Source organism: Burkholderia sp. Ac-20344, assembly GCF_017104975.1.
Lineage (GTDB): Bacteria > Pseudomonadota > Gammaproteobacteria > Burkholderiales > Burkholderiaceae > Burkholderia.
Window position 1 is genome coordinate 61,045 of record NZ_JAAGPP010000022.1, and the last position, 22,211, is coordinate 83,255.

Consider the following 22,211-nt stretch of genomic DNA (forward strand, 5'->3'; position numbering starts at 1 on the left):
AACTCCTTCGAGCGGAATACGGATTCTCCCATATACCGCAACTGCCTACACTGGCGCTGTCGTCCCACCGGAGCCTCGCATGAACCCGCTCACCGCCGCGCTGCCGCTCGCGGCCGCCCGCCGCACGATCGACGCGGCGCTGGCGCACGCCGCATCGCTGCAGGTCGCCGGCATCGCCGTCGCCATCGTCGATGCGGGCGCGAACCTGCTCGCGTTCGCGCGCACCGACGACTGCTTTCTCGGCGCGATCGATCTCGCGCAACGCAAGGCCCTGACGGCGATCCGCTTTCGCGCCTCGACCGGCGCGCTCGGCGCGATGTCGGGCGACGGTCCGCTGCGCGGCATCGAGCACAGCCACGGCGGGCTCGTCACGTTCGGCGGCGGCGAACCGCTCGCCGACGGCGACGGGCGCTGCGTCGGCGCGATCGGCATCTCGGGCGGCAGCGTCGACGAAGACACCGCGATCGCGCAGCACTGCCGCGACCGCTTTCCGGCAACGTTCCACTCCACAAGGTAAGCACATGGCACAAAAACGCATCCTCATCACCGGCGCGGGCACCGGCTTCGGCCGCGAAGTCGCGCTGCGCCTCGCCGAACGCGGTCACGACGTGACGGCCGGCGTACGCACGGCGGTCGAGATCGACGCGCTGACGGACGCCGCCGCGCAGCGCGGCACCGCATTGCGCGCGGTGAAGCTCGACGTCACGTCGGCGTACGATCGCGCCCGCGCAGCCGAATTCGACGTCGACGTGCTCGTGAACAACGCGGGCGTCGGCGAAGCCGGCGCGCTCGTCGACCTGCCGGTCGAGATCGTGCGCGAGCTGTTCGACGTGAATGTGTTCGGGCCGCTCGAACTCACGCAGCAGATCGCGCGCGGGATGCTCGCGCGCAAACGCGGCAAGATCGTGTTCGTGTCGTCGATCGCGGGGCTGATCACGGGGCCGTTCACCGGCGCCTATTGCGCGTCGAAGCACGCGGTCGAATCGGTGGCCGAGGCGATGCAGGCGGAACTGGCGCCGCACGGCATCCGTGTCGCGGTCGTGAACCCCGGCCCGTACAGCACCGGCTTCAACGACCGGATGATGGAGACGACGCGACGCTGGCACGATCCGGCCGTGCATACCGTGACGCCCGAGCGGCTGACGTTCCCGCTCGAACAGCACGACCCCGAAGAAATGATCGCGAAGATGGTCGACGTGATCGACAGCGACGGCGGCGCGTTCCGCAACCTGCTGCCGGCATCGTCGGAAGCGTTCGTGCGCGCCGAGCAGGCACGTGCGTGGGAGCGGCAGCAGTAACCCGCCGGGCGAGCGGCGGACAGCAGTCCGCCGCTCGCGCGTTCAATACACGTCCCGCATGTAACGCCGCGCCTTCGAAAGCCGCGCGACGTAGTCGTTCGCGGCTTCGTCCGACATGCCGCCGTGCTCGGCGACCACCGCCTTCAGTGCCGTATCGACATCCTTCGCCATCCGCGCCGCATCGCCGCACACGTAGAAGTGCGCGCCTTCCTCCAGCCACGCGAACAGCTCGGCGCCCTGCTCGCGCATCCGGTCCTGCACGTAGATCTTGTCGGCCTGGTCGCGCGAGAACGCGAGGTCGAGCCGCGTGAGGAAGCCGCTGTCGTGCATCGCGCCCAGCTCGTCGCCGTAGTAGAAGTCGGTCTGCGCGTGCTGCTCGCCGAAGAACAGCCAGTTGCGCCCGCGCGCGCCGCGTGCCTGCCGCTCGTGCAGGAAGCCGCGGAACGGCGCGACGCCAGTACCGGGGCCGACCATCACGATCGGCACGTCGCCGTTCACCGGCGGCCGGAAATGCGCGGACTTCTGCACGAACACGGGCACGCGGCCGTCGTCCGCGCGATCGGCGAGGAACGTCGACGCTACGCCTTTGCGCGCGCGCCGGCCGTTGTGATAGCGCACCGCCGACACGGTCAGGTGGATCTCGCCCTGATGCGCGCTCGGGCTCGACGCGATCGAATACAGACGCGGCTGCATGCGCTTCAGCATCCCGACCAGTTCCGTGCCCGACAGCTCGACCGGAAACTCGTGCAGCACGTCCGCGAGCTGCTGCCCCCACAGCCATTGCTTCAGGTCGCCCTTGCGGTCGTCGGCGAGCAGCGACTTCAGCGCGCCGTTGGCGCTGCGCGACGCGATGAAGGCGAGCGTGTCCGGATGCGGGCGCGTGATGTCGAAATGACGCGCAAGCGCGTCGCCGAGGCGCACGTCGCCGACGCCCGCCACCGATACGGGGGCGTCGGCCTTCAGCGCGGTGACGGACAGCAGTTCGTCGACCAGCTCCGGGCAGTTGGTCGGCCACACGCCGAGCGCGTCGCCGGTTTCGTATTCGAGGTTCGCGCCTTCGGTCGACAGCGACACGTAGCGCGTGTCCTTCGCCGCGCCCGGACGGTTGAGCCGCAGGTTCGCGACGAGCTTCGACGGCGCCGGATGCGCCTTCGTCGGCAGCAGCCCCGACGGGCTCATCCCGCCGGTCGGCACCGCGTGCAGCGCGGCATCGGCCTCCTTGATCCGCGCGACGACGCGTTCGAGCCACTGGTCGGCGTCGCGCTGGAATTCGACGTCGCAATCGACGCGCGCGCAGAGACGCGCCGCGCCGAGTTCCGCGAGCCGCGCGTCGAGCCGGCGGCCATGGCCGCAGAACTGGTCGTAGTTGCGATCGCCGAACGCGAGCACTGCGAAGTGCACGCCGTCGAGGCGCGCGGCGCTGCCGGCCTGCAGCGCTTCCCAGAATTCGCTGCCGTTGTCGGGCGCGTCGCCGTCGCCGAACGTGCTCGTCATCAGCAGCACGTATTGCGCACCGGCGAGCGACGCCACCGGATAGTCGGACATGCACGCGGTGCGGATCTCGAAGCCCGCGTTCATCAGCTGCGTCGCGTAATCCTCGGTCAACGATTCGATGTTGCCGGTCTGCGACGCCCACAGCAGCACGACCTTCGGCCGCGTGCGCACGATCCGCACGCCGCCGGACGCGCCGGCATCGGCTGGCAGCGCGGACGCCGCGGCACCCGGCAAGCTCGCCGGCAGCGAGCGGCTGAACAGCCCCGCGAGCATCCCGTCGAGCCAGAACCGCACCGGCGGCGTGAGCGGCGCGCTGGCCGGCAGCACGGGCACGCCGCCCTCGCGCCGGCCGGCGCTCGCCTTCAGCCCGCTGACGAGGCCGGCCACGTACAGCCGTTCGGTGTCCGTCAACGGCGGCGGCGCGAGGTCGGCCACGCCGAGCGCGGCCGCGAAAGTGTCGATGTCTGCCATGTCGGATTCCTGTGAAGCAGTAGCCTGCACCCGCGCCGGCGCGGGCCGCGCATCGTCGGCGCATGCGTCGGGTTGCGCCGTCTCTTCGTCGGCGGCCGTGAACGCATCGGTCTCGACGCGCCGCAGCGCGACCGCGCAGTATTTCAGTTCGGGTTGCTGCGATTCGGGATCGATCGCGTCGCTGGTCACCGCGTTGATGCACAGGTCGTCGCCGTACACGTCGTTCCAGTGCATCGGCGCGAAACAGCTGCCGCGCTGCACGCGCTCGGTCACGACGGCCGGCAGCACCGCGCGGCCGCGCGCGGAGCGGATCTCGACGCTGTCCTTCGCGGCGATGCCGAGCGCGCTCGCATCGTCCGGGTGCAGCTCGACGAACGGGCGCGGGTTGAGCTTGTTCAGCATCGCGACCTTGCCCGTCTTCGTCATCGTGTGCCATTGATGCTGCAGCCGCCCGGTGTTCAGCACGATCGGGAACGTGTCGTCGGGCAGCTCGGCCGGATCGACATGCGGCCGCGCGAAGAAGCGCGCCTTGCCCGACGGCGTCGGGAACGCGAGGCGCGGCGCGTCGTTGCCGCCGGCTGCCGGGCGCAGCGCCTGGTTCACGCCGTCGTTCAGGTAGCGGATCGGGTGCCGCTCGCGCGCGGTGCCCGGCGCGACCGGCCACTGCACGGGCCCGTCGCGCAACGCCGCATGGCTCGCGCCGCGCAGGTCGTAGCCCGTCGCCGGATTCGAGAAGCGGACGATCTCGTCGAACACGTCGGCCGCCGACGCATAGTCGAACGCATCGCCGAAGCCCATCGCGCGCGCGACTTCCGCGACGATGCGCCAGTCGGGCAGCGCGTCGCCGGGCGGCGCGACCGCCGCGCGCATCAGCGTCATGTTGCGCTCGGAGTTGATCATCACGCCGTCGCCTTCGGCCCACAGCGCGCCGGGCAGCAGGATGTCCGCATAGCGGTTGGTCTCGGTGTCGAGGAAGGCATCCTGCGCGATCACGAGCTCGGCGGCCTGCAACCCGGCGATCACGTTCTGCCGGTTCGGCACCGTGGCGACCGGGTTCGTGCAGACGATCCAGCATGCCTTGATGTCGCCGGCCGCCATCCGCGAGAACAGGTCGACCGTGCCTTGCCCCGTCTCCTTGCGCAGCGTGCCGGCCGGCACGCGCCACAGGTTCTCGACGAAACGGCGATCGTCGTCGGATGCCACCGAGCGCTGGCCCGGCAGCCCGGGGCCCATGTAGCCCATCTCGCGCCCGCCCATCGCGTTCGGCTGGCCGGTCAGCGAGAACGGCCCGCTGCCGGTGCGGCAGATCTTGCCCGTGGCGAGATGCAGGTTGCAGATCGCGTTGGTATTCCACACGCCGTGCGTGCTCTGGTTGAGCCCCATCGTCCAGCAGCTCATCCATTCCTGCGCGTCGCCGATCCATTGCGCAGCCGTGCGCAGGTCGGCTTCCGCGAGCCCCGTGATCGCGGCGACGCGCTCGGGCGTGTAGTCGGCGAGGAACGCGGGCATCGCGTCCCAGCCTTCGGTGTACGCATCGATGAACGCGGCATCGGTGCGGCCGTTCGCGTGCAGCAGGTGCAGCAGCCCGTTGATCAGCGCGAGATCGGTGCCCGGCCGGATCTGCAGGAACAGGTCGGCCTTGTCGGCCGTGCCGGTGCGGCGCGGATCGACGACGATCAGCTTCGCGCCGGCCTTCACGCGATCCATCATCCGCAGGAACAGGATCGGATGGCAGTCGGCCATGTTCGCGCCGATCACGAAGAACAGGTTCGCGCGATCGAAATCCTGGTACGACCCGGGCGGGCCGTCCGCGCCGAGCGACTGCTTGTAGCCGGTGCTCGCGCTCGCCATGCAGAGGCGCGAGTTCGACTCGATGTTGTTGGTGCCGACGAAGCCCTTCGCGAGCTTGTTGACGAGGTATTGCGCCTCGATCGACATCTGCCCCGACACGTAGAACGACACGGCATCCGGGCCGTGCGTGTCGAGCACCGTGCGCAGGCGGCGCGCGGTCTCGGCGATCGCGTCGCGCGCCGGCAGCGGCACCAGGTCGGCCTCGCGCGCGCGGCGCACGAACGCGCGGTCGAGCCGCCCGGAGCGGCGCAGCGCGACGTGCGCCGACGAACCCTTCGTGCACAGCCGCCCGAAGTTGGTCGGATGGTCGGCGTCGCCGGACACCTTGACGACTTCGCCTTCCTCGACGTGCAGCACCATCCCGCAGCCGACGCCGCAGTACGGGCACACGCTCTTGACGGGGGTGGCGGTCATGCGCGCTCCGGGGCGGTCAGGCTGCAATCCACACGAAGCCGTCCTCGACCCGCGACGGATACGCGCTCACCGATTTCTCGGGCGCCTCGAGGCATTCGCCGGTGCGCAGGTCGAAATGCTGCTTGTACAGCGGCGACGCGACGACGACGCGCTCGCCGAGGCTGCCGATCAACCCGCGCGACATCACGGCCGCCTGCGACACGGGATCGACGTTGTCGATCGCGAACACGCCGCCTTCTTCGGCATGCGCGACGTGAAACACCGCGACCTGCTCGCCGTTGACGAGTGCACACACGCCGGTGTTCGGCACGATGTCGGCGAGCGGGCACACGCGGGTCCAGGACAGTGGAAGACGATCGTTCATGATGGGCTCCTTGGAAAAGACGCTGGTGTCGGTCGGGCTCAAGCGGTTGCGGGTTCGGTGGCGGCTTGCGTCGCGCCAACGGCGACGACGGGAATCGGCACGGGCTTGCCGCCCGTACGTTCGCCGGGCGTCGCGGGCCGGATCTGGCCGCGCGTCTCGACGAATTCGATGGTCGTGTCCGGCGCGTCGCTGTTCACGAAGTGGCGGAAGCGCTTGCGCGTGTCGGGATCGGTGACGGCCTTCTTCCACTCGCACTCGTAGGTGTCGACCACGTGCTGCATGTCGGCTTCGAGTTCGGCGCCGATCCCGAGCCGGTCGTGCACGACGACGTCGATCAGGTAGTCGAGGCCGCCTTCGAGGTTGTCGCGCCACACGCTCGTGCGCTGCAGCCGGTCGGCCGTGCGCACGTAGAACATCAGGAAACGGTCGATATAGCGGACCAGCGTGGCGCGGTCGAGATCGGACGCGAGCAGTTCCGCGTGGCGCGGCTTCATCCCGCCGTTGCCGCACACGTACAGGTTCCAGCCCTTCTCGGTCGCGATGATGCCGACGTCCTTGCCCTGCGCCTCCGCGCACTCGCGCGTGCAGCCGGACACGCCGAACTTGATCTTGTGCGGCGTGCGCAGCCCCTTGTAGCGGTTCTCCAGGTCGATCGCGAGGCCAACCGAATCGTCGACGCCGTAGCGGCACCACGTCGACCCGACGCACGACTTCACGGTGCGCAGGGCCTTGCCGTATGCGTGGCCCGATTCGAATCCGGCCGCGATCAGTTCTTCCCAGATCGACGGCAGTTGCTCGACGCGGGCGCCGAACAGGTCGACACGCTGGCCGCCCGTGATCTTCGTGTAAAGGCCGTACTTTTTCGCGACCTGGCCCACCGCGATCAGCCCTTCCGGCGTGACTTCGCCGCCCGGCATGCGCGGCACGACCGAATACGTGCCGTCGCGCTGGATGTTCGCGAGGTAGTAGTCGTTCGAGTCCTGCAGCCCCGCGTGTTCCTTCTTCAGCACGAACTCGTTGAAGCACGACGCGAGGATGCCCGCCACCGCCGGCTTGCACACGTCGCAGCCGAGACCGTGGCCATGCTTCGCGAGCAGTTCGTCGAAGGTCGTGATGCGCTCGACGCGGATCAGGTGGAACAACTCCTGGCGCGAATGCGGGAAGTGCTCGCACAGATGGTTGTTGACCGCGAGGCCCTGCTTCTTCATCTCCGCCTTCATGATCTGCGTGACGAGCGGCACGCAGCCGCCGCACGACGTGCCGGCGCCCGTGCACGTCTTCAGCGCGCCGAGGCTCGTCGCGCCGTCCGCCACCGCCGCGCAGATCTGCGACTTCGACACGTTGTTGCACGAGCAGATCTGGGCTGCGGCGGGCAGCGCGTCGACGCCGATCGCCGGCTTCGCGACGCCGTCCGACGACGGCAGGATCAGGAATTCCGGCGACTCGGGCAGCTCGATACGGTTCAGCATCATCTGCAGCAGCGTGCCGTATTCGGCTGCGTCGCCGACCATCACCGCGCCGTGCAGGAACTTGCCGCAGTCGGACACCACGAGCTTCTTGTAGACCTGGCGGCGCTCGTCCGCGTACTGGTAGGTGCGGCTGCCGGCCGTCGTGCCGTGCGCGTCGCCGATGCTCGCGACGTCCACGCCCATCAGCTTCAGCTTCGTGCTCATGTCGGCACCGGCAAATGCGGCTCCGGCCTCGCCGTTCGTATCGCCGCCGAGCTGCTTCGCGACCACGCGCGCCATGTCGTAGCCCGGTGCGACGAGGCCGTACACCATGCCGTTCCACGCCGCGCATTCGCCGATCGCGTAGATGTCGGCGTCGCTCGTGCGGCACGCGTCGTCGATCGCGACGCCGCCGCGCGGGCCGACGTCGAGCCCGCATGCGCGGGCCAGTTCGTCGCGTGCACGGATGCCGGCCGAGAACACGATCATGTCGGCGTCGAGGTGCGAGCCGTCGGCGAACGCCATCCGGTGCGTGCCTGCTTCGCCATCGACGATTTCCAGCGTGTTCTTGCCCGTATGCACGGTCACGCCGAGCGCCTCGATCTTCGCGCGCAGCATCCGGCCGCCGCCGTCGTCGATCTGCACGGCCATCAGCCGCGGCGCGAATTCGACGACGTGCGTGTCGAGCCCCATGTCGCGCAGCGCCTTCGCGCATTCGAGGCCGAGCAGCCCGCCGCCGACCACGACCCCGCGCTTCGCGTGCGCGCCGCACGCCTGCATCGCTTCGAGATCCTCGATCGTCCGGTACACGAAGCAGCCGTCACGATCGTGCCCCGGCATCGGCGGCACGAACGGGCGCGAGCCCGTCGCGAGCACCAGCTTGTCGTACGCGAGCGTTTCGCCCGACGTGAGCGTGACCGTATGCGCGGCGCGGTCGATCGACGCGACTTGCGCGTTCAGGCGCAGGTCGAACTGCGGATGACGCTCGAAGAAGCCGGGTTCGACGAGCGACAGGTCGTCCGCCGACTTGCCCGCGAAAAACTCGGACAGGTGCACTCGGTCGTAGGCCGGGCGCGGTTCCTCGCCGAGCACGGTGACCTGCAGCGCGCCCGCGGTGCCCGCTTCCGCCGCGACGCATTCGAGGAGCTTGTGGCCGACCATGCCGTGGCCGATGACGATGAGTTTCATGGTGACGTTTCCTTCGGTCGATCAGTTCGCGACGCTGCTGGCAGCCAGCGCGCGGTCGCGCAGCTCGGCTTCGCGTGCCTTGTGTTCTTCGCTGAAGCGCACGGCCATCGCGCACAGCGCGGTCGCGGTAACGACCAGGCCGAGCAGGCTCAGCGTGTGCTGCACGTCGCCGACGCCCTTCAGCAGGAACGCCGCCGCCACCGCGCCGACGTTGCCGCCCGCGCCGACGATCCCCGCGACGCCGCCGAGTGCCTTGCGGTCGATGAACGGCACCAGCGCATAGGTCGCGCCGCAGGCCATGTGCGTGAAGAGGCCGAAGACGAGCATCGCGACGAGTGCGAGGCCGACGCTTTGCGCATGCGAGAACCAGATCAGCCCGAGCCCTTCGCCGATGATCAGCGCGCACAGCAGCGTCGCGCGCACGTCGAGGCTGCGGCGCGTGGCGATCTTGTCGGACAGCCAGCCGCCGAGCGCGCGGGCGAACAGCGCGAGCAGCCCGAACATGCCGACTGCGAAACCGGCATCCTTCAGCGACAGCTTGAAATGGTCGACGTAGTACAGCGCGGCGATGTTGTGGATGAACACCTCGACGCCGAAGCACGCGCCGTACGTGACGAACAGCATCCACACGCGATAGTTGCCGCAGGCTGCGAAAAAGCTCGCCCAGCCGCCCTTCTTGCCGCTGTCGACGGTCACGCCTTCCTTGCGCAGCGCGACGAAGTCACCCTGCGGGCAATCCTGCGTGAAGCGCCAGTACGCCCAGGCCATCGCGAGCATCGCGACGCCCGGCACGACCAGCGCGATGCGCCACGACGAATCCTCGCCGAGGCCGAGCATCAGGCCCGCGGCGACGAGCAGCGGCATCAGCGCCTGCGTCGCGCCCGCGCCGGCATTGCCCCAGCCGGCCGTCGTCGCGTTGGCGGTGCCGACCACGTTCGGCGCGAACATCACCGACGTGTGGTACTGCGTGATCACGAAGCCCGCGCCGATCGCGCCGATGCCGAGCCGGCAGATCAGGAACGACAGGTAGTCGTGCGTAAAGGACACCGCGAACACGGGGATCGCGCCGAGCAGCAGCAGGCCGACGTACACGCGGCGCGGGCCGAAGCGGTCGCACAGCGGGCCCACCAGCAGCCGCACGGCGATCGTCGCGGCCACGGCCGCAATATTGATGTTGGCGACCTGTGCGGCCGTCAGGTGGAATTCGCGTGCGATCAGCGGCATCAGCGGCGCGCACGCGAACCATGCGAAGAAGCACACGAAGAACGCCATCCACGTCAGGTGGAACGCGCGCATCGGCGCGGTGCGGAAGCTGAAGAGATCGATACGGGTAGCTTTGTCGGTCATGTCATCCGCCAAACGAAAAACGGCGTCCTGCGCACCGGTCTCGTCGAGACCGGATGCGTAGGACGCCGTTGCCCATGAAGCCCGTTGCCGGGCGCGTCTGTAATCGGTACTGCCGGACGAATCGTCGTTGATCCGCCCGAGCCAGCTTACGCAAACGCCATGCCATGTCGGCGCGAATCGGGCCCGCAGCCCCGCCGCGCAAGGCGCTTCACGCGTTGTGCGACGCGCGGCGACACGCGGCGCACGATGCGCCGTGAGGCAGCGAGGCACAGAGGTGGTGCGCTGCAGCACTGTCGCCGTGCAACATCGCGGTGCGCGCTGACGGGGCACGATGCACACCGATGCGGCATTGCGGGTGCCGGTGCACGGTGGCCGCCTGCGCACACGGGGCCATCGCGCGGCGCGGTGCGCGCCGTTTCCGCTGCGCCAGCGCGACGGGCCATCCCGGTTGGCCCGGATATTGCTGAACCCCATGCATGACACCGGCAACGGCGCCGGTGGGCAGTCCCCGCAAACCATGCCCGTCGAACAGACGGGCCGATCCGGACAACGGTGTCCCCCCGTGCGCGGCACGGCCGGATGCCCGTGTGCTTCGACCGCCCGCCGCCGCCGCGCAAGACAACGCGCTATCGACCGCCGATTGCAGGCGGCACTGGAACACGACATGACGACAGGCAAAGTCACGCTGCTGGGCGCCGGCCCCGGCGATCCCGATCTCCTCACGCTGAAGGCCGTGAAAGCGCTGGCCGCTGCCGACGTGCTGCTGCTCGACGATCTCGTCGCGCCCGGCATCGTCGAGCTCGCGCCGCAGGCTCGCGTGATCCGCGTCGGCAAGCGCGGCGGCTGCCGCTCCACGCCGCAGGCATTCATCGAGAAGCTGATGCGCCGCTACGCGCTGCGCGGCGCGCACGTGGTGCGCGTGAAAGGCGGCGATGCGCTGCTGTTCGGGCGTGCCGGCGAAGAACTCGCGGCGCTGCGCGCCGCCGCGATTCCGGTCGAGATCGTCAACGGCATCTCGTCGGGCTTCGCGGCCGCCGCGAGCCTCGGCATCTCGCTCACGCACCGCGAGCATTGCCACGGCGTCACGTTCGTCACCGCGCACCGCCAGGACCACGGCGAACCCGACTGGGCGCGGCTCGCGGCGACCGGCACCACGCTCGCGATCTATATGGGAATGAGCCGCGTCGACAGCATTGCCGCCGGCCTGCTCGCCGCGCTGCCGCCATCGACGCCCGCCGCGGCCGTGCAATGGGCCGGCACGCCCGACGAACGCCGCTGGACCGGCACGCTCGGCGGTCTCGCGCGCGGTATCGACGAAGCACGGCTCGGCAGCCCGGCCGTGATCCTCGTCGGCGGCGCGATCGGCGAAGCGGCCGTGCAGGACGTGCCGGACGCGGGCGCCGCGCTCGAAACGGCCTTGTCCCGGGCCGCGTAGCATGCGCGACACCATGCGGCACCGGCCGCCCACCTATCATGAAAACAGCGGCACCGGCACGATGGCCGCACAGGGCCTGCGCCCCCTGTCCGCGCGTCGCACCACGATTTCACCGCTGCCGTTCGCGTCATGAGTACGCCTGCTTCCCCCGCCCGCCTGCGCGTGCTGCTCGTCACCGATACCGACAAGCCGATCGGCGAGCTCGGCGACGCGCTCGCGCGCCTCGGCTACGAGATGCTGAACGACGTTGCGACGCCCGCGCGCCTGCCTGCAGCCGTCGAGGAGCAGCATCCCGACGTCGTGATCATCGATACCGATTCGCCGTCGCGCGACACGCTCGAGCAGCTCGCGGTCATGCATGCCACCGCGCCGCGCCCGGTGCTGATGTTCAGCCACGACACCAACCAGTCGCTGATCCGCGCGGCCGTCGGCGCGGGCGTCAGCGCGTATCTCGTCGAAGGGCTGTCGGCCGAGCGCCTCGCACCGATTCTCGAAGTCGCGCTCGCGCGCTTCTCGCACGACGAAGCGCTGCGCCGCCGGCTTGCCGACGTCGAGCGCGAACTCACCGAACGCAAGCTGATCGACCGCGCGAAGCGCCTGTTGATGGACCAGCGCAAGCTGTCCGAACACGACGCGTACGCGGCGCTGCGCAAGCGCGCGATGGATCAGGGCCTGCGCATCGTCGACGTCGCGCGGCAACTGCTCGACGCGTCACCCCAGCCATGACCGCCATGAATACCTCATCTCCCGTCGCGCCGGAACGCGCGCATCTTCGTCTCGGGTTCGTCGCGCTGAGCGACGCGGCGCCGCTGATCGTCGCGCAGCGCCTGAACCTCGGCGCACGGCACGGCCTCACGCTCGAACTCAGCCGCCAGCCGTCGTGGGCCGCCGTCCGCGACAAGCTGCTGAGCGGCGAGCTCGACGCCGCGCATGCGCTGTACGGGCTCGTCTGCGGGCTGCAGCTCGGGATCGGCGGCCCGCAGGCCGACATGGCCGCGCTGATGGTGCTGAACCGCAACGGCCAGGCGATCTCGTTGTCGCGCAGCCTCGCCGACGCATACCGCGACAGCGGCAGCGTGCGCGACGCATTCGCGACGCTCGGCCGCAAGCCGCTCCTCGCACAGACGTTCCCGACCGGCACGCACGCGATGTGGCTGAACCACTGGCTCGCGTCGCACGACGTCGATCCGCTGCGCGACGTGCGCAGTGTCGTGATCCCGCCGCCCGAGATGGTGGCCGCGCTCGCCGGCGGCGAGCTCGACGGCTTCTGCGCCGGCGAGCCGTGGCATGCCGTGGCCGAAGCCTGCGGCGCGGGACGAACCGTTGCCGTCACGAGCGAGATCTGGCCCGATCATCCGGAGAAAGTGCTCGCGACCCGGCGCGATTTCGTCGCGCTGTACCCGGCCACCGCGCGCGCACTGATCCGCACGCTCGTCGATGCCTGCGCATGGCTCGACAGCCCCACGCACCGTCGCGACGCGGCCGACTGGCTCGCGTCGCCCGACGCGCTCGGCGTGCCGGCCCGGCTGATCGCGCCGCGCCTGCTCGGCGACTACGGATCGGGGCCGTTCGCCGTGCCGCCGCTGCCGATCCGCTTCCACGACGGCGGCACCGTGAACCGCCCCGATCCGCGCGAAGGCGAGTGGTTCCTGTCCCAATACCGGCGCTGGGGCATGCTCGACGGTTCGCACGACGACGCGGGGATCGCCAGAGCGATCGCGCAAACCGCGTTGTATGATGCTGCCGTCGCCGAAAGCGGCGCAGCGGGCCTGTCGCAGGCGTGATGCGCGCCGCGTGATACAGGCGGCGCGCGCTCCCGCGCCACGCCTGTCCGGGCCGCCTGTCGGCGCCCGGCACGCCTCCCCCGGGTGACGCCGCATGACCACTCCGTCCCCGATCAGATTCGATGCCGAAACCCACGCGCGCGCCGCTCGACGTGCTGCTCACCGAAATCCGCGCGTGCCGTGCCTGCGAAGCCGACCTGCCGCTCGGCCCGCGCCCCGTCGTGCGCGCCCATCGCGACGCGCGCATCCTGATCGTCGGGCAGGCGCCGGGCGCGCGCGTCCATGCAAGCGGCATCCCGTGGGACGACGCGAGCGGCCAGCGGCTGCGCGGCTGGCTCGACGTCAGCGCCGACACGTTCTACGACGAGACGCGCTTCGCGATCGTGCCGATGGGCTTCTGTTACCCGGGCCGCGGTGCAAGCGGCGACAACCCGCCGCGCCCCGAATGCGCGCCACTGTGGATCGACCGGTTGCTCGCCGCGTTACCGTCGATCCGGCTCACGCTGCTGATCGGCCAGTACGCGCAGCGGTATTTCCTGCGCGACACGCGCAAGGCCACGCTGACCGACACCGTGCACGCATGGCGCGACTACGGCCCCGACGTGCTGCCGCTGCCGCATCCGTCGCCGCGCAACCAGGCGTGGTTCAAGCACCATCCGTGGTTCGACGCCGACGTCGTGCCCGAGCTGCGGCGCCGGGTCGCGCCGCTGGCCGCCCGGTAAACGAAACCGCTGCCCTGTCGCGCCCCTCGCGCGCCCCGTTATCCGTCTCGAATCAAGCATGAACGACACCCCCACCGACCTCGACTTTGCCTGCAACGGCTGCGGCGGATGCTGCCGCGACCTGCGCATTCCGCTGACGATCGACGAAGCCATTGCGTGGCTGCAGCGCGGCGGCCACGTGGAGCTGCTGTGCGACGCGATGCCGTGGCTCGTCGAGCCCGAGCCCGACAACGCGTTCGCCGCGTACAAGCGGGCACGCTCGGCCGCCGCGCTCAGCGGCTCGCTGCCCGTCCGCATCACCGTCATGCTCACCGCGACCCATGCCGGACCATGCCCGAACCTGCGCGACGACCTGCGGTGCGCGATCTACGACGAGCGCCCGCTCGTGTGCCGGATCTATCCGGCCGAAGTGAATCCGCTCGTGCCGCTGGTGCCCGGCGGCAAGCAATGCACGCCCGACGCGTGGCAGCAGGCGCCGTTCGTCCGCGGCGGCACGATCGTCGATGCGGTCACGCGCGAGAACATCGCACGCTCGCGTACGGCGAGCGAAGCCGAGACGCCGCTGCGGGCGCGGCTGTGTACGGTGCTGGGGATCGATACGGCGGCCGTGGCCAACGAAGGGTTCGCGATCCACGCACCGCCGGCCGCTGCGCTGCTCGAGGCGCTGACGGCGCTGCGCGCGTCGGAGCCGCCCCCGGCCAGCGCCGACGACGTCATCGCCTGGACGCTGGTATCGAACCGGACATCGACGGTGGATGCGCTCGTGTCGGTCGGCGCGGCGAGCCAGCGTGCAGGCGGCGGCAACCCGCACGCCCGTTATCTCGGCTTCCACCCGGACGCATGACCGCCGCGCGGCGCGCCGCGAGCGACGCCGGGCCACGCCGTACGGTCGCGCAGATCGCCGTCGCGCCCGGTTCGCTGTACCATCGCGGCTCAACCGCGTCACGAACAGCAGAATCCTTCATGCCCTCCACCGCCCCGCCGCGCCTGTACGGGATGCCCGAACGCAGCGACCGGCTCGACTTCTACATTCGCGACCAGGCGTCGCGCCAGGCGATCACCGAGCCGCACCGGCACGCGTATTTCCAGATCCAGTTCAATCTCGGCGGCGACACCGAGCAGCGGATCGGCGGCGTCACGCGGCCGTTTCCGCGCGGCGCGCTCGCGTTCGTGCTGCCGCACCGCGAGCACCTGATCCCGCATCCGGAAGGCGCGCACTTCATCGTGATCAACTTCAGCCAGGCGTTCCTGCGCGCCGATCTCGACGTCGACCCGCTCGATCTCGAGGACGTGCCCGCGCACCGCTTTCCCGAGCTGACGCCGTTCCGCTTCCAGGAACACCTCGACTTCATCCTGACCGGCGACACCTACGACGAAGCGCGCCGCCTCGCGCTGTGCATGCTCGACACCGATCGCGTGCGCACGTTCGGCTCGACCACGTTGCTGCGCGGCTACCTGCTGCAACTGATCGGGCTCGTCTGCACGCAGTACGCGGGTGCGCTCGACAAGCTCGCGCAGCGCGGCGCCCAGCGCGCGGGCCGGCGCGACGCACTCGCGCGCGTGCTGCGGCACGTCCGCGCCAACCTGACCCGCGAAGACCTGACGCTCGCCGCGACCGCCGAGGCCGCGTTCCTGTCGCCCAACTACCTCGCGCACCTGGTCCGCAAGGAAACCGGCAGCACCTTCACCGATCTCGTGACCGAGCGCCGGATCGCGCTCGCGCAGTCGCTGCTGGCGCACACGAGCCGGCGCATCGCCGACATCGCGCGCTCGGTCGGCTTCCGCGACGAAGGGTATTTCGCACGGCGCTTCCGTGCGCGGGTCGGCGTGTCGCCGAAGGCGTACCGCGACGCAAATGCCGCGCTGCCGGACGGCGACGACGCACCGGCGGCGGCCGACGCGTAGTTTTGTCCCGGTAAAACGCAGTTGCGTCGCATCCGGCCGCACGGGCGTCGGGTATCGTTGCACGCATGCCGGCCCATGCACCGCATGGGCGCAGCATCCGTCTTCCCACCGAACGAGGCCATCCGATGTCCGCTTATGTCATCGACGCTGCCGAGCGTCCTTCCGTCGAAGTCGAACAGTCGTCCGCGCGCTTTCCGGTGCGCCGCGTCTTCTGCGTCGGCCGCAACTACGCCGACCACGCGCGCGAAATGGGCGCCGATCCCGACCGCGAACCGCCGTTCTTCTTCACGAAGCCGGCCGACGCGATCGTCCCGGCCAGCGGTACCGTCCCCTATCCGCCGCTGACGAGCGACCTCCATCACGAAATCGAGCTGGTCGTCGCGATCGGCAAAGACGGCCGGTCGATCGTCCCGGCCGACGCGCTGTCGCACGTGTGGGGCTATGGCGTCGGCGTCGACCTCACGCGCCGCGACCTGCAGGCCGAAGCGAAGAAGCTGAGCCGTCCGTGGGACTGGGCGAAGGGCTTCGACGCATCGGGCCCCGTGACCGCGCTGCGCGCGGCGGCGGCCACCGGCCACCCGGCGACGGGCCGCATCTGGCTCGCGGTCAACGGCGACACGCGCCAGCAAGGCGACCTGGCCGACATGATCTGGGCCGTGCCCGACGTCATCGCGTATGTGTCGCGCTCGGTCGAGCTGAAGGCCGGCGACCTGATCTTCACCGGCACGCCGGCCGGCGTCGGCGCGCTGCAGCCCGGCGACCGCGTCACGGGCGGCGTCGACGGCGTTGCGACGTTCGAGTTCGTCGTGGGCGCGAAGCCGTAACGCGGCACGCACGGCGGCGGCCCGTCGGGGGCCGCCGCGCGATATTCCGGTGCCGGTCAGTCGTAGCGGCGCAGGAATGCGTCGGCGACGGCCGGCGGATTCAGCGCTTTCACCGATTCGTTTTCCAGCGCTTCGGCTGCAGCGTCGTCGCTGATCGACACGAACAGCGTGATCGCCGCCCTTTCGTCGCCCGTGCCGAACAGGCCTTCACGGTCGAGCAGGCGCAACGCCTCGATCATGTCGGCGTGCAGTTGCCGGGAAAATTCCGCGAATCGCGACATCGCAAACTGCGGGCTCAGCACCTCGTCGGCCAGCTTCCCGCAGAGCGCGTTGAACGGCGACGCTTCCGCCGACGCGTACGCCCATTCGGAAAAACCCCACGCAAACCACGGGGCCGGATCGTTGTCCGCAACCGCCTGCTGCGCGCGGATCCGGGCCAGCCCTTCCGTCGTGTTGGCCGCCGGCACCACCGTCATCGCACTGCTGTCGGTATAAAGCGCGAACGCGTAGAAATGCTCGTCCGGATGCAGCGCCCGCAGCGCCCTGAACGTCGCCCTCGCGGCGTCCGCAATGTCCCGCTGGAAATCGGAAAAGTCGCTCATCGCATCGTCGTCCTGTCGCCCTGCCTGCGTCGCGGCATACGGCCCGGCGCGCGGCGGGTTGGTCGTCTCCCGGTATCGGACCGATTGTCCGCCAATCGCCAGCGGCACGGTAGCGTGCCTGTACCCGTGCCCGGATCCGCACGGCATGCCGCGCACCTGCGTTCACCGCCCGGCGTCCCGCGCATCGAACACCCGCACGCAGACGGCCGCCGCCAGCGCGATCGCGGCCGACAGCAGCATCATCGCCAGCGGCGCATAGCGCGCGTTGCCGGCCGTCAGCACCGCGCCCGTCAGCGACGAAAGCGCGGCACCGCCGGCGATCGTCATCGCGCCGGCCAGCCCCGACGCGCTGCCCGCCAGTTCCGGGCGCACCGACACCGCGCCGGTATGCGCACCGGGATGGGTCAGCCCGTTGCCGATACCGACCAGCACGCACGGCGCGAACCACGCGATCGCCTGCGTCGCGCCACCGGCCATCAGCGTGAGGGCGACCAACGGCCCCGCACATGCGACCACCCGCCCGCACAGGATCGTCGTGGCCAGCGCGTAGCGGCGCGCGGAACGCGCGGCCAGGAAGCTGCCGCACACGAAGCCGGCCGTGATGGTGCCCATGTAGAAGCCGAGCTCCGCGGGCGCGATGCCGAACACCGTTTGCGCGGCGAGCGGCGCGCCGGCCAGGAACGCGTAGAACGAGCCGGTCGAAAACGCCATGCAGAGCGCATAGGCCCAGAAACGGCGTGCACGCAGCAGTGCCGGATACGCACGAAGCTGCTGCCCGAGGCTCGACGACCGGTTCGCATGGGTTTCGACGAGATCGAACGTACACCAGACGAACAGCCCGACGCCGGCCGCGCCGAGCAGCCAGAAGCTCGCGCGCCAGCCCGCCGTCTGGTCGAGCGCGCCGCCGAGCGTCGGGCCGAGCATCGGCGCGAACGCGGCCGCCATCGCCGCGTAGCCGATCCGGCTCGCGGCACGCGCGCCGCCGCCGGTGTCCCGGATCGTCGCCATCGACACGGGATAGACCGACGTGATCGCCGCCTGCATCAGCCTGCATGCCAGAAACGCACGAATATCGGTCGCCATCGCGCAGCCGAGCGAGCCGAGCGCGAACACGCCGACGCTCGCCAGTACGACCGGGCGCCGCCCGAACCGGTCCGACAGCGGCCCCATCACGAACTCGAGCGACGCGGCCACCGCCGCGTAACCGCCGAGCGACAGCGCGACGAGCGCATAGTCGGCGCGCAGGTCGCGCGCGATGGCCGGCAGCGACGGCAGGAACAGGCTCAGCGGCAGCACCGAGCACGCGCACAGCAGGATCAGCGTCGCGTATCTCGGCGACGCCCGTTCGGAAGCGATCGGCAGGTTCGATTGCAAGCGGATGCCCTCCGCGCACGTGCCGCACGGCCGTGCGCAATGCAAAAAAAAGCCCCCGAACGAGTCGGGGGCGCATGGGTGCCGGCGCGGTGCCGCTACCGGACCCTGCGCCTGTGGACGACTACGATGAAGATGGCTGCTTTCATGCCGGATGGCTCCTGAATGCCTGGCTGACTACCGCGTGCGATATCGATATCGGACGATGGTAGGCGGACGATACCGACCGCGTCAACGCCCTAACGCGCACGCACCGACACGAACTTGCGCGCGTTGTTGCGCTGGATCAGCACCGCGATCACGTTACCGCTGTTCGCTTCGAGCGACTGGACGTCCTCGGGCGTCTCGAGCAGCGTGTCGTTGAGCTCCAGCACGACATCGCCCGGCCGGATGCCCGCGGCGGCTGCCGGGCCGCGCACCGCATCCACCATCATCCCGACCGCGAGCCCCGTCGAGCGGCGCTCGTCGTCGCTCAGCGCGTGCATCGTCAGCCCGAGACGGTCCCCGCCGTCGCCCGCGCCTGCCCCCGAACCCGGCCCCGGTCGCGCCGCCGCCTTCGGTGCGGCCATGCCGACGGCCGGGCCCGCAGTGCCGGCGGCCTCGTCGGCGCCCGTGATCGTCAGCATCACCGGCGCGCGGTTGCGGATCAGCCGCAGCGGCGCCTTCTGGCCGGGCGATAACGCGGCGGCCAGGTCGTTGAGCTCGGCCGAACGGCCGATCGGCTTGTCGCCCAGCTTCACGATCACGTCGCCGGGCTTCACGCCGGCCGCGGCGGCCGGCGAGCCGGGCGCGACGCCGTTGACGAGCGCGCCCGCCGGACGCGGCAGTCCGAACGCCGCGGCCAGCCCGATGCCGACATCCTGCACGTCGACGCCGATCGCATTGCCGGACGACGACTCGCCCGGCGCCTGGGACTGCTGCGCCTGCATCTGCTTCTGCAATTGCGCACGCACCTTTGCGGCAAAGGCGATCGGAATCGCGAACGTCATGCTCGCGTAGCGATCGGCGCTCGTATAGACCTGCACCGCGATGCCGATCACGTCGCCCGCGCGATTGAACACGGGGCCGCCCGAGTTGTCGGGATTCGGTGCGATGTCGGTCTGGAAGAACGGGAACGCACTGCCGTCCGGCAGCCGGTGCGACGTCGCGCTGACGATGCCGGCCGTGACCGTGTTGCCCGATCCGTCCGGCGCGCCGATCGTCATCACCGGTTCGCCCGCGCGTACCTTCGACGAATCGCCGACGCGCACGAACGGCAGCTTCGTCGCGTTGACGCGCAGCACGGCAACGTCGCTTTGCGGATCGACGGCCAGCACGGTCGCCTTGAATTCGCGGCGGTCGATGAGGCGCACCGTCACGTCGGTCGCATCGTCGACCACATGGGCCGAGGTGAGAATCAGGCCGTCGGCGCTGACGATGAAACCCGAGCCGCTGCCCGAAACCGCACGCGGCGCCGAGTCGAGTACCGGTGCCTGCGCCTGCTGGCCCTGCGCGGGCGGCGGTGCGTCGCGCCGGAAGAACGCGGCGAGCGGATCGTCGGGATCGAGGATCGTGAAGGACGGGCCGCCGGCCTGCTGGTCGGGTGCGGCGGTCATGATGGTCACGACTGCCGGACCGTAGCGGTCGACGATCGCCGGGAAATCGACCGGCATTGCGTAAGGCGCAGCAGCCGGCCGTTGCTTCATGGGGTGTGGCGTGACGGGCGGCGAGAGTGTGCCGGCAAGAACGGCCGGCGCGGGCAGCAAACAGCCGGCAAACACGCCCCCGATCAACGCGGTGCGAAGCACGGCGCGAGCAAGCGTCTGGCGAACCACGGTGCACCTCCCCCGGGAGTCGCGGCGCCGACATGCGCGAGACGCGCAGGCGCCCGACAAGCACCGGTACACGCATCCATTTATAGTCCACGCGGCCTGTTCGAACATACGAATCGAAACCCGAATGCCGGCAGGCGCGGCACGCGCGGAGCCGCGACGGCGTTCGTTTCGAACAAAGCGCGCGGTTCGTCAATCCGCACAAGTCCGATTGTCGTGCGCGGCGAGGGGCGGATCGTGCCGGGCGGTGCAATGGATGCGCGCATTGCCGATCTTCGCGCCGTCCGGATGTCGACGATCACCGGAAGGCGCGGGCTCGGCGGACTTACGCGGGATTGGCGGCGCCGGCGGCTGACCTCACGCACCAATAGCGCGACGCAAACGTCTTGTTGATCGACACGATGACCATCCCGTAAGCGTTGCGCGGCGGCTTGCCTTCCGTGCAGGCGACGCTGTCCGACACCACGTACTCGACATTGCCGCGCCTGAACGTCCAGTCGGTGCTGACGCACGGGTCGGTGCCGGCAGTTTCCTCCGTGCCGCCATGCACCTCGACGTCCGGCTTGCGATCGGGCGCATGCGGCTTGTTCCAGGCGCGATAGTTCAGCGTGCCGTTCGCGGCATGATCGATCACGATGTGATGCTTGTCGGTATCGCAGATGAATCCGCCATCGGCGGCTCGAGCATGGGCGGCAGCGGTCGCCAGCAACGCACAAGCGGTACCGGCGAGCGCAAAAAATCGGTAAGGCGTAAGCACGTTCGATCAGGAAAAGAAGTAGAAATCGGAGGCGCTACGGTAGCGGAAATCACCGGCTACCGGTTGGGTTTCCGGTGCCCGCCCCGCACGTCAATCCCCGCCCACCCGCTCCGCGATCGCCGACAGCATCCGCAACATCGGCTCGAACGCATCGGCCGACGTATTGCCGAAACCGAGCACGAGCCCGTTGTCCCCCGATGCCGCATCGATCGAAAAACCCGACAGCGGAAACGGCCCGATGCCGTGCGCGCGCGCCGCGTCGACGATCGCGCGATCGCGGTAGCGCGCAGGCAGCCGCAGCGCGAGATGCAACCCGCACGGCCCGCCCTCGATCCGATGCGGCACGCTCAGGCTGCCGTCGAGCGCGGCGAGCAGCACCCGCCGCCGGTCGCGATACAGGCGCCGCATGCGGCCGAGATGGCGGCCGTACTCGCCCGTCTCGATGAAATCGGCCAGCGCGAGTTGCACGTGGCGCGTCCCGCCGCGCAGCATCTCCGGCAGCACCGGCCGCACCGCAGCCAGCAGTGCGTCGGGCAGCACGAGAAAACCGATGCGCAGCGCCGGAAACATCGTCTTGCTGAACGAGCCGAGATAGACGACCGGCGAATCGGGCGCGAGCCCGTGCATCGCGCCGATCGGCTCGCCGGTGTGACGAAATTCGCTGTCGTAGTCGTCCTCGATGATCCACGCGCGATGCCGGCGCGCGGCATCGATCAGCGCGAGCCGGCGCGAGATCGACAGCACGGCGCCGGTCGGGAACTGGTTCGACGGCGTCGTATAGACGAGGCGCGGCGTCCGCTCGCGCCAGTCGTCGGCGTCCGCGCGCAGCCCTTCCGCGTCGACCGGCATCGGCACGACGTCGAGGTCGGCCGCCTGCATCGCGGTGCGCGCGCCGCGATAGCCGGGCTCCTCGACCCACACCGTATCGCCCGGGTTCGTCAGCAACTGCGCGCACAGCGCGATCGCGCCCTGTGCGCCTTCCGTGATCACGATCTGCTCGGGATCGCAGCGCACGCCGCGCGTCACGGCCAGGTGGCGCGCGATCGATTCGCGCAGCGCGGGCTCGCCGAGCGGATCGCCATAGCCCAGCAGGTCGCGGCCGGCGCGGCGCAGCGCGCGGTCGAT

Annotated in this window: 18 protein-coding genes; 9 read left to right on the top strand and 9 right to left on the bottom strand. The window is 70.1% G+C overall.

Annotation, left to right across the window (positions count from 1 at the left end):
* Positions 1-79 precede the first annotated feature (79 nt).
* Positions 80-517 carry a heme-binding protein gene (locus tag G3N64_RS10235; protein ID WP_205783693.1) on the top strand — a complete coding sequence of 146 codons (438 nt, stop codon included), beginning with the start codon at positions 80-82 and terminating at the stop codon, positions 515-517.
* A 4-nt stretch (positions 518-521) separates the two neighbouring features.
* Positions 522-1,298 carry an SDR family oxidoreductase gene (locus G3N64_RS10240; RefSeq protein WP_205783694.1) on the top strand — a complete coding sequence of 259 codons (777 nt, stop codon included), beginning with the start codon at positions 522-524 and terminating at the stop codon, positions 1,296-1,298.
* Positions 1,299-1,340: 42 nt separating this feature from the next.
* Here G3N64_RS10240 and G3N64_RS10245 read toward each other — a convergent pair whose 3' ends face one another.
* The 4 genes from G3N64_RS10245 to G3N64_RS10260 are packed head-to-tail and all read right to left on the bottom strand — an operon-like array spanning position 1,341 to position 9,875.
* Positions 1,341-5,528 (bottom strand): bifunctional nitrate reductase/sulfite reductase flavoprotein subunit alpha, encoded by a 4,188-nt coding sequence (locus G3N64_RS10245; RefSeq protein ID WP_205783695.1) that lies wholly within the window; start codon positions 5,526-5,528, stop codon positions 1,341-1,343.
* Between the two features lie 16 nt (positions 5,529-5,544).
* The gene (gene nirD, locus G3N64_RS10250; RefSeq protein WP_205783696.1) at positions 5,545-5,892 is read right to left on the bottom strand and encodes a nitrite reductase small subunit NirD; all 348 of its coding nucleotides are present in this window, start codon (positions 5,890-5,892) and stop codon (positions 5,545-5,547) included.
* 38 nt (positions 5,893-5,930) lie between these two features.
* The gene (gene nirB / locus G3N64_RS10255) at positions 5,931-8,528 is read right to left on the bottom strand and encodes a nitrite reductase large subunit NirB (protein ID WP_205783697.1); all 2,598 of its coding nucleotides are present in this window, start codon (positions 8,526-8,528) and stop codon (positions 5,931-5,933) included.
* 21 nt (positions 8,529-8,549) lie between these two features.
* Positions 8,550-9,875 carry an MFS transporter gene (locus G3N64_RS10260; RefSeq protein ID WP_205783698.1) on the bottom strand — a complete coding sequence of 442 codons (1,326 nt, stop codon included), beginning with the start codon at positions 9,873-9,875 and terminating at the stop codon, positions 8,550-8,552.
* Between the two features lie 664 nt (positions 9,876-10,539).
* Here G3N64_RS10260 and cobA point away from each other — a divergent pair.
* From cobA to G3N64_RS10295, 7 genes are all read left to right on the top strand, one after another.
* The gene (cobA, locus tag G3N64_RS10265; RefSeq protein WP_205783699.1) at positions 10,540-11,310 is read left to right on the top strand and encodes a uroporphyrinogen-III C-methyltransferase; all 771 of its coding nucleotides are present in this window, start codon (positions 10,540-10,542) and stop codon (positions 11,308-11,310) included.
* Positions 11,311-11,439: 129 nt separating this feature from the next.
* Complete coding sequence (locus G3N64_RS10270; protein ID WP_205783700.1) at positions 11,440-12,036, top strand: ANTAR domain-containing protein; 597 nt, start codon at positions 11,440-11,442, stop codon at positions 12,034-12,036.
* A 5-nt stretch (positions 12,037-12,041) separates the two neighbouring features.
* Positions 12,042-13,094 (top strand): CmpA/NrtA family ABC transporter substrate-binding protein, encoded by a 1,053-nt coding sequence (locus G3N64_RS10275; protein ID WP_205783701.1) that lies wholly within the window; start codon positions 12,042-12,044, stop codon positions 13,092-13,094.
* A gap of 122 nt (positions 13,095-13,216) precedes the next feature.
* The gene (locus G3N64_RS10280; protein ID WP_205783702.1) at positions 13,217-13,816 is read left to right on the top strand and encodes a uracil-DNA glycosylase family protein; all 600 of its coding nucleotides are present in this window, start codon (positions 13,217-13,219) and stop codon (positions 13,814-13,816) included.
* 58 nt (positions 13,817-13,874) lie between these two features.
* Positions 13,875-14,660 (top strand): YkgJ family cysteine cluster protein, encoded by a 786-nt coding sequence (locus tag G3N64_RS10285; protein WP_205783703.1) that lies wholly within the window; start codon positions 13,875-13,877, stop codon positions 14,658-14,660.
* Between the two features lie 119 nt (positions 14,661-14,779).
* On the top strand, positions 14,780-15,721 hold the full coding sequence (locus G3N64_RS10290; protein ID WP_043191084.1) for a helix-turn-helix transcriptional regulator: 942 nt from the start codon (positions 14,780-14,782) through the stop codon (positions 15,719-15,721).
* Positions 15,722-15,846: 125 nt separating this feature from the next.
* A complete protein-coding gene (locus G3N64_RS10295; protein WP_205783704.1) occupies positions 15,847-16,545 on the top strand; it encodes a fumarylacetoacetate hydrolase family protein in 699 nt (232 codons plus the stop codon).
* 56 nt (positions 16,546-16,601) lie between these two features.
* On the opposite strand, the gene G3N64_RS10300 is transcribed toward G3N64_RS10295, so the two are convergent.
* The 5 genes from G3N64_RS10300 to G3N64_RS10320 all read right to left on the bottom strand — a co-directional run.
* Positions 16,602-17,147: a DUF4303 domain-containing protein gene (locus G3N64_RS10300; protein ID WP_205783705.1), complete on the bottom strand. Its 546-nt coding sequence runs from the start codon at positions 17,145-17,147 to the stop codon at positions 16,602-16,604.
* 162 nt (positions 17,148-17,309) lie between these two features.
* Positions 17,310-18,521, bottom strand: a complete 1,212-nt coding sequence (locus tag G3N64_RS10305; protein WP_205783706.1) for an MFS transporter — start codon at positions 18,519-18,521, stop codon at positions 17,310-17,312.
* Between the two features lie 236 nt (positions 18,522-18,757).
* On the bottom strand, positions 18,758-20,332 hold the full coding sequence (locus G3N64_RS10310; protein WP_205783707.1) for a trypsin-like peptidase domain-containing protein: 1,575 nt from the start codon (positions 20,330-20,332) through the stop codon (positions 18,758-18,760).
* A 322-nt stretch (positions 20,333-20,654) separates the two neighbouring features.
* A complete protein-coding gene (locus G3N64_RS10315) occupies positions 20,655-20,963 on the bottom strand; it encodes a hypothetical protein (protein ID WP_205783708.1) in 309 nt (102 codons plus the stop codon).
* A 213-nt stretch (positions 20,964-21,176) separates the two neighbouring features.
* Positions 21,177-22,211: PLP-dependent aminotransferase family protein (locus G3N64_RS10320; protein WP_205783709.1), on the bottom strand; the 1,035-nt coding region annotated here is incomplete at its 5' end.

Excerpts from the sequence above, each read along its gene's own strand:
- G3N64_RS10235 (WP_205783693.1), top strand. The coding sequence starts at position 80 with ATGAACCCGCTCACCGCCGCGCTGCCGCTCGCGGCCGCCCGCCGCACG.
- G3N64_RS10240 (WP_205783694.1), top strand. The coding sequence starts at position 522 with ATGGCACAAAAACGCATCCTCATCACCGGCGCGGGCACCGGCTTCGGC.
- G3N64_RS10245 (WP_205783695.1), bottom strand. The coding sequence starts at position 5,528 with ATGACCGCCACCCCCGTCAAGAGCGTGTGCCCGTACTGCGGCGTCGGC.
- nirD (WP_205783696.1), bottom strand. The coding sequence starts at position 5,892 with ATGAACGATCGTCTTCCACTGTCCTGGACCCGCGTGTGCCCGCTCGCC.
- nirB (WP_205783697.1), bottom strand. The coding sequence starts at position 8,528 with ATGAAACTCATCGTCATCGGCCACGGCATGGTCGGCCACAAGCTCCTC.
- G3N64_RS10260 (WP_205783698.1), bottom strand. The coding sequence starts at position 9,875 with ATGACCGACAAAGCTACCCGTATCGATCTCTTCAGCTTCCGCACCGCG.
- cobA (WP_205783699.1), top strand. The coding sequence starts at position 10,540 with ATGACGACAGGCAAAGTCACGCTGCTGGGCGCCGGCCCCGGCGATCCC.
- G3N64_RS10270 (WP_205783700.1), top strand. The coding sequence starts at position 11,440 with ATGAGTACGCCTGCTTCCCCCGCCCGCCTGCGCGTGCTGCTCGTCACC.
- G3N64_RS10275 (WP_205783701.1), top strand. The coding sequence starts at position 12,042 with ATGAATACCTCATCTCCCGTCGCGCCGGAACGCGCGCATCTTCGTCTC.
- G3N64_RS10280 (WP_205783702.1), top strand. The coding sequence starts at position 13,217 with ATGCCGAAACCCACGCGCGCGCCGCTCGACGTGCTGCTCACCGAAATC.
- G3N64_RS10285 (WP_205783703.1), top strand. The coding sequence starts at position 13,875 with ATGAACGACACCCCCACCGACCTCGACTTTGCCTGCAACGGCTGCGGC.
- G3N64_RS10290 (WP_043191084.1), top strand. The coding sequence starts at position 14,780 with ATGCCCTCCACCGCCCCGCCGCGCCTGTACGGGATGCCCGAACGCAGC.
- G3N64_RS10295 (WP_205783704.1), top strand. The coding sequence starts at position 15,847 with ATGTCCGCTTATGTCATCGACGCTGCCGAGCGTCCTTCCGTCGAAGTC.
- G3N64_RS10300 (WP_205783705.1), bottom strand. The coding sequence starts at position 17,147 with ATGAGCGACTTTTCCGATTTCCAGCGGGACATTGCGGACGCCGCGAGG.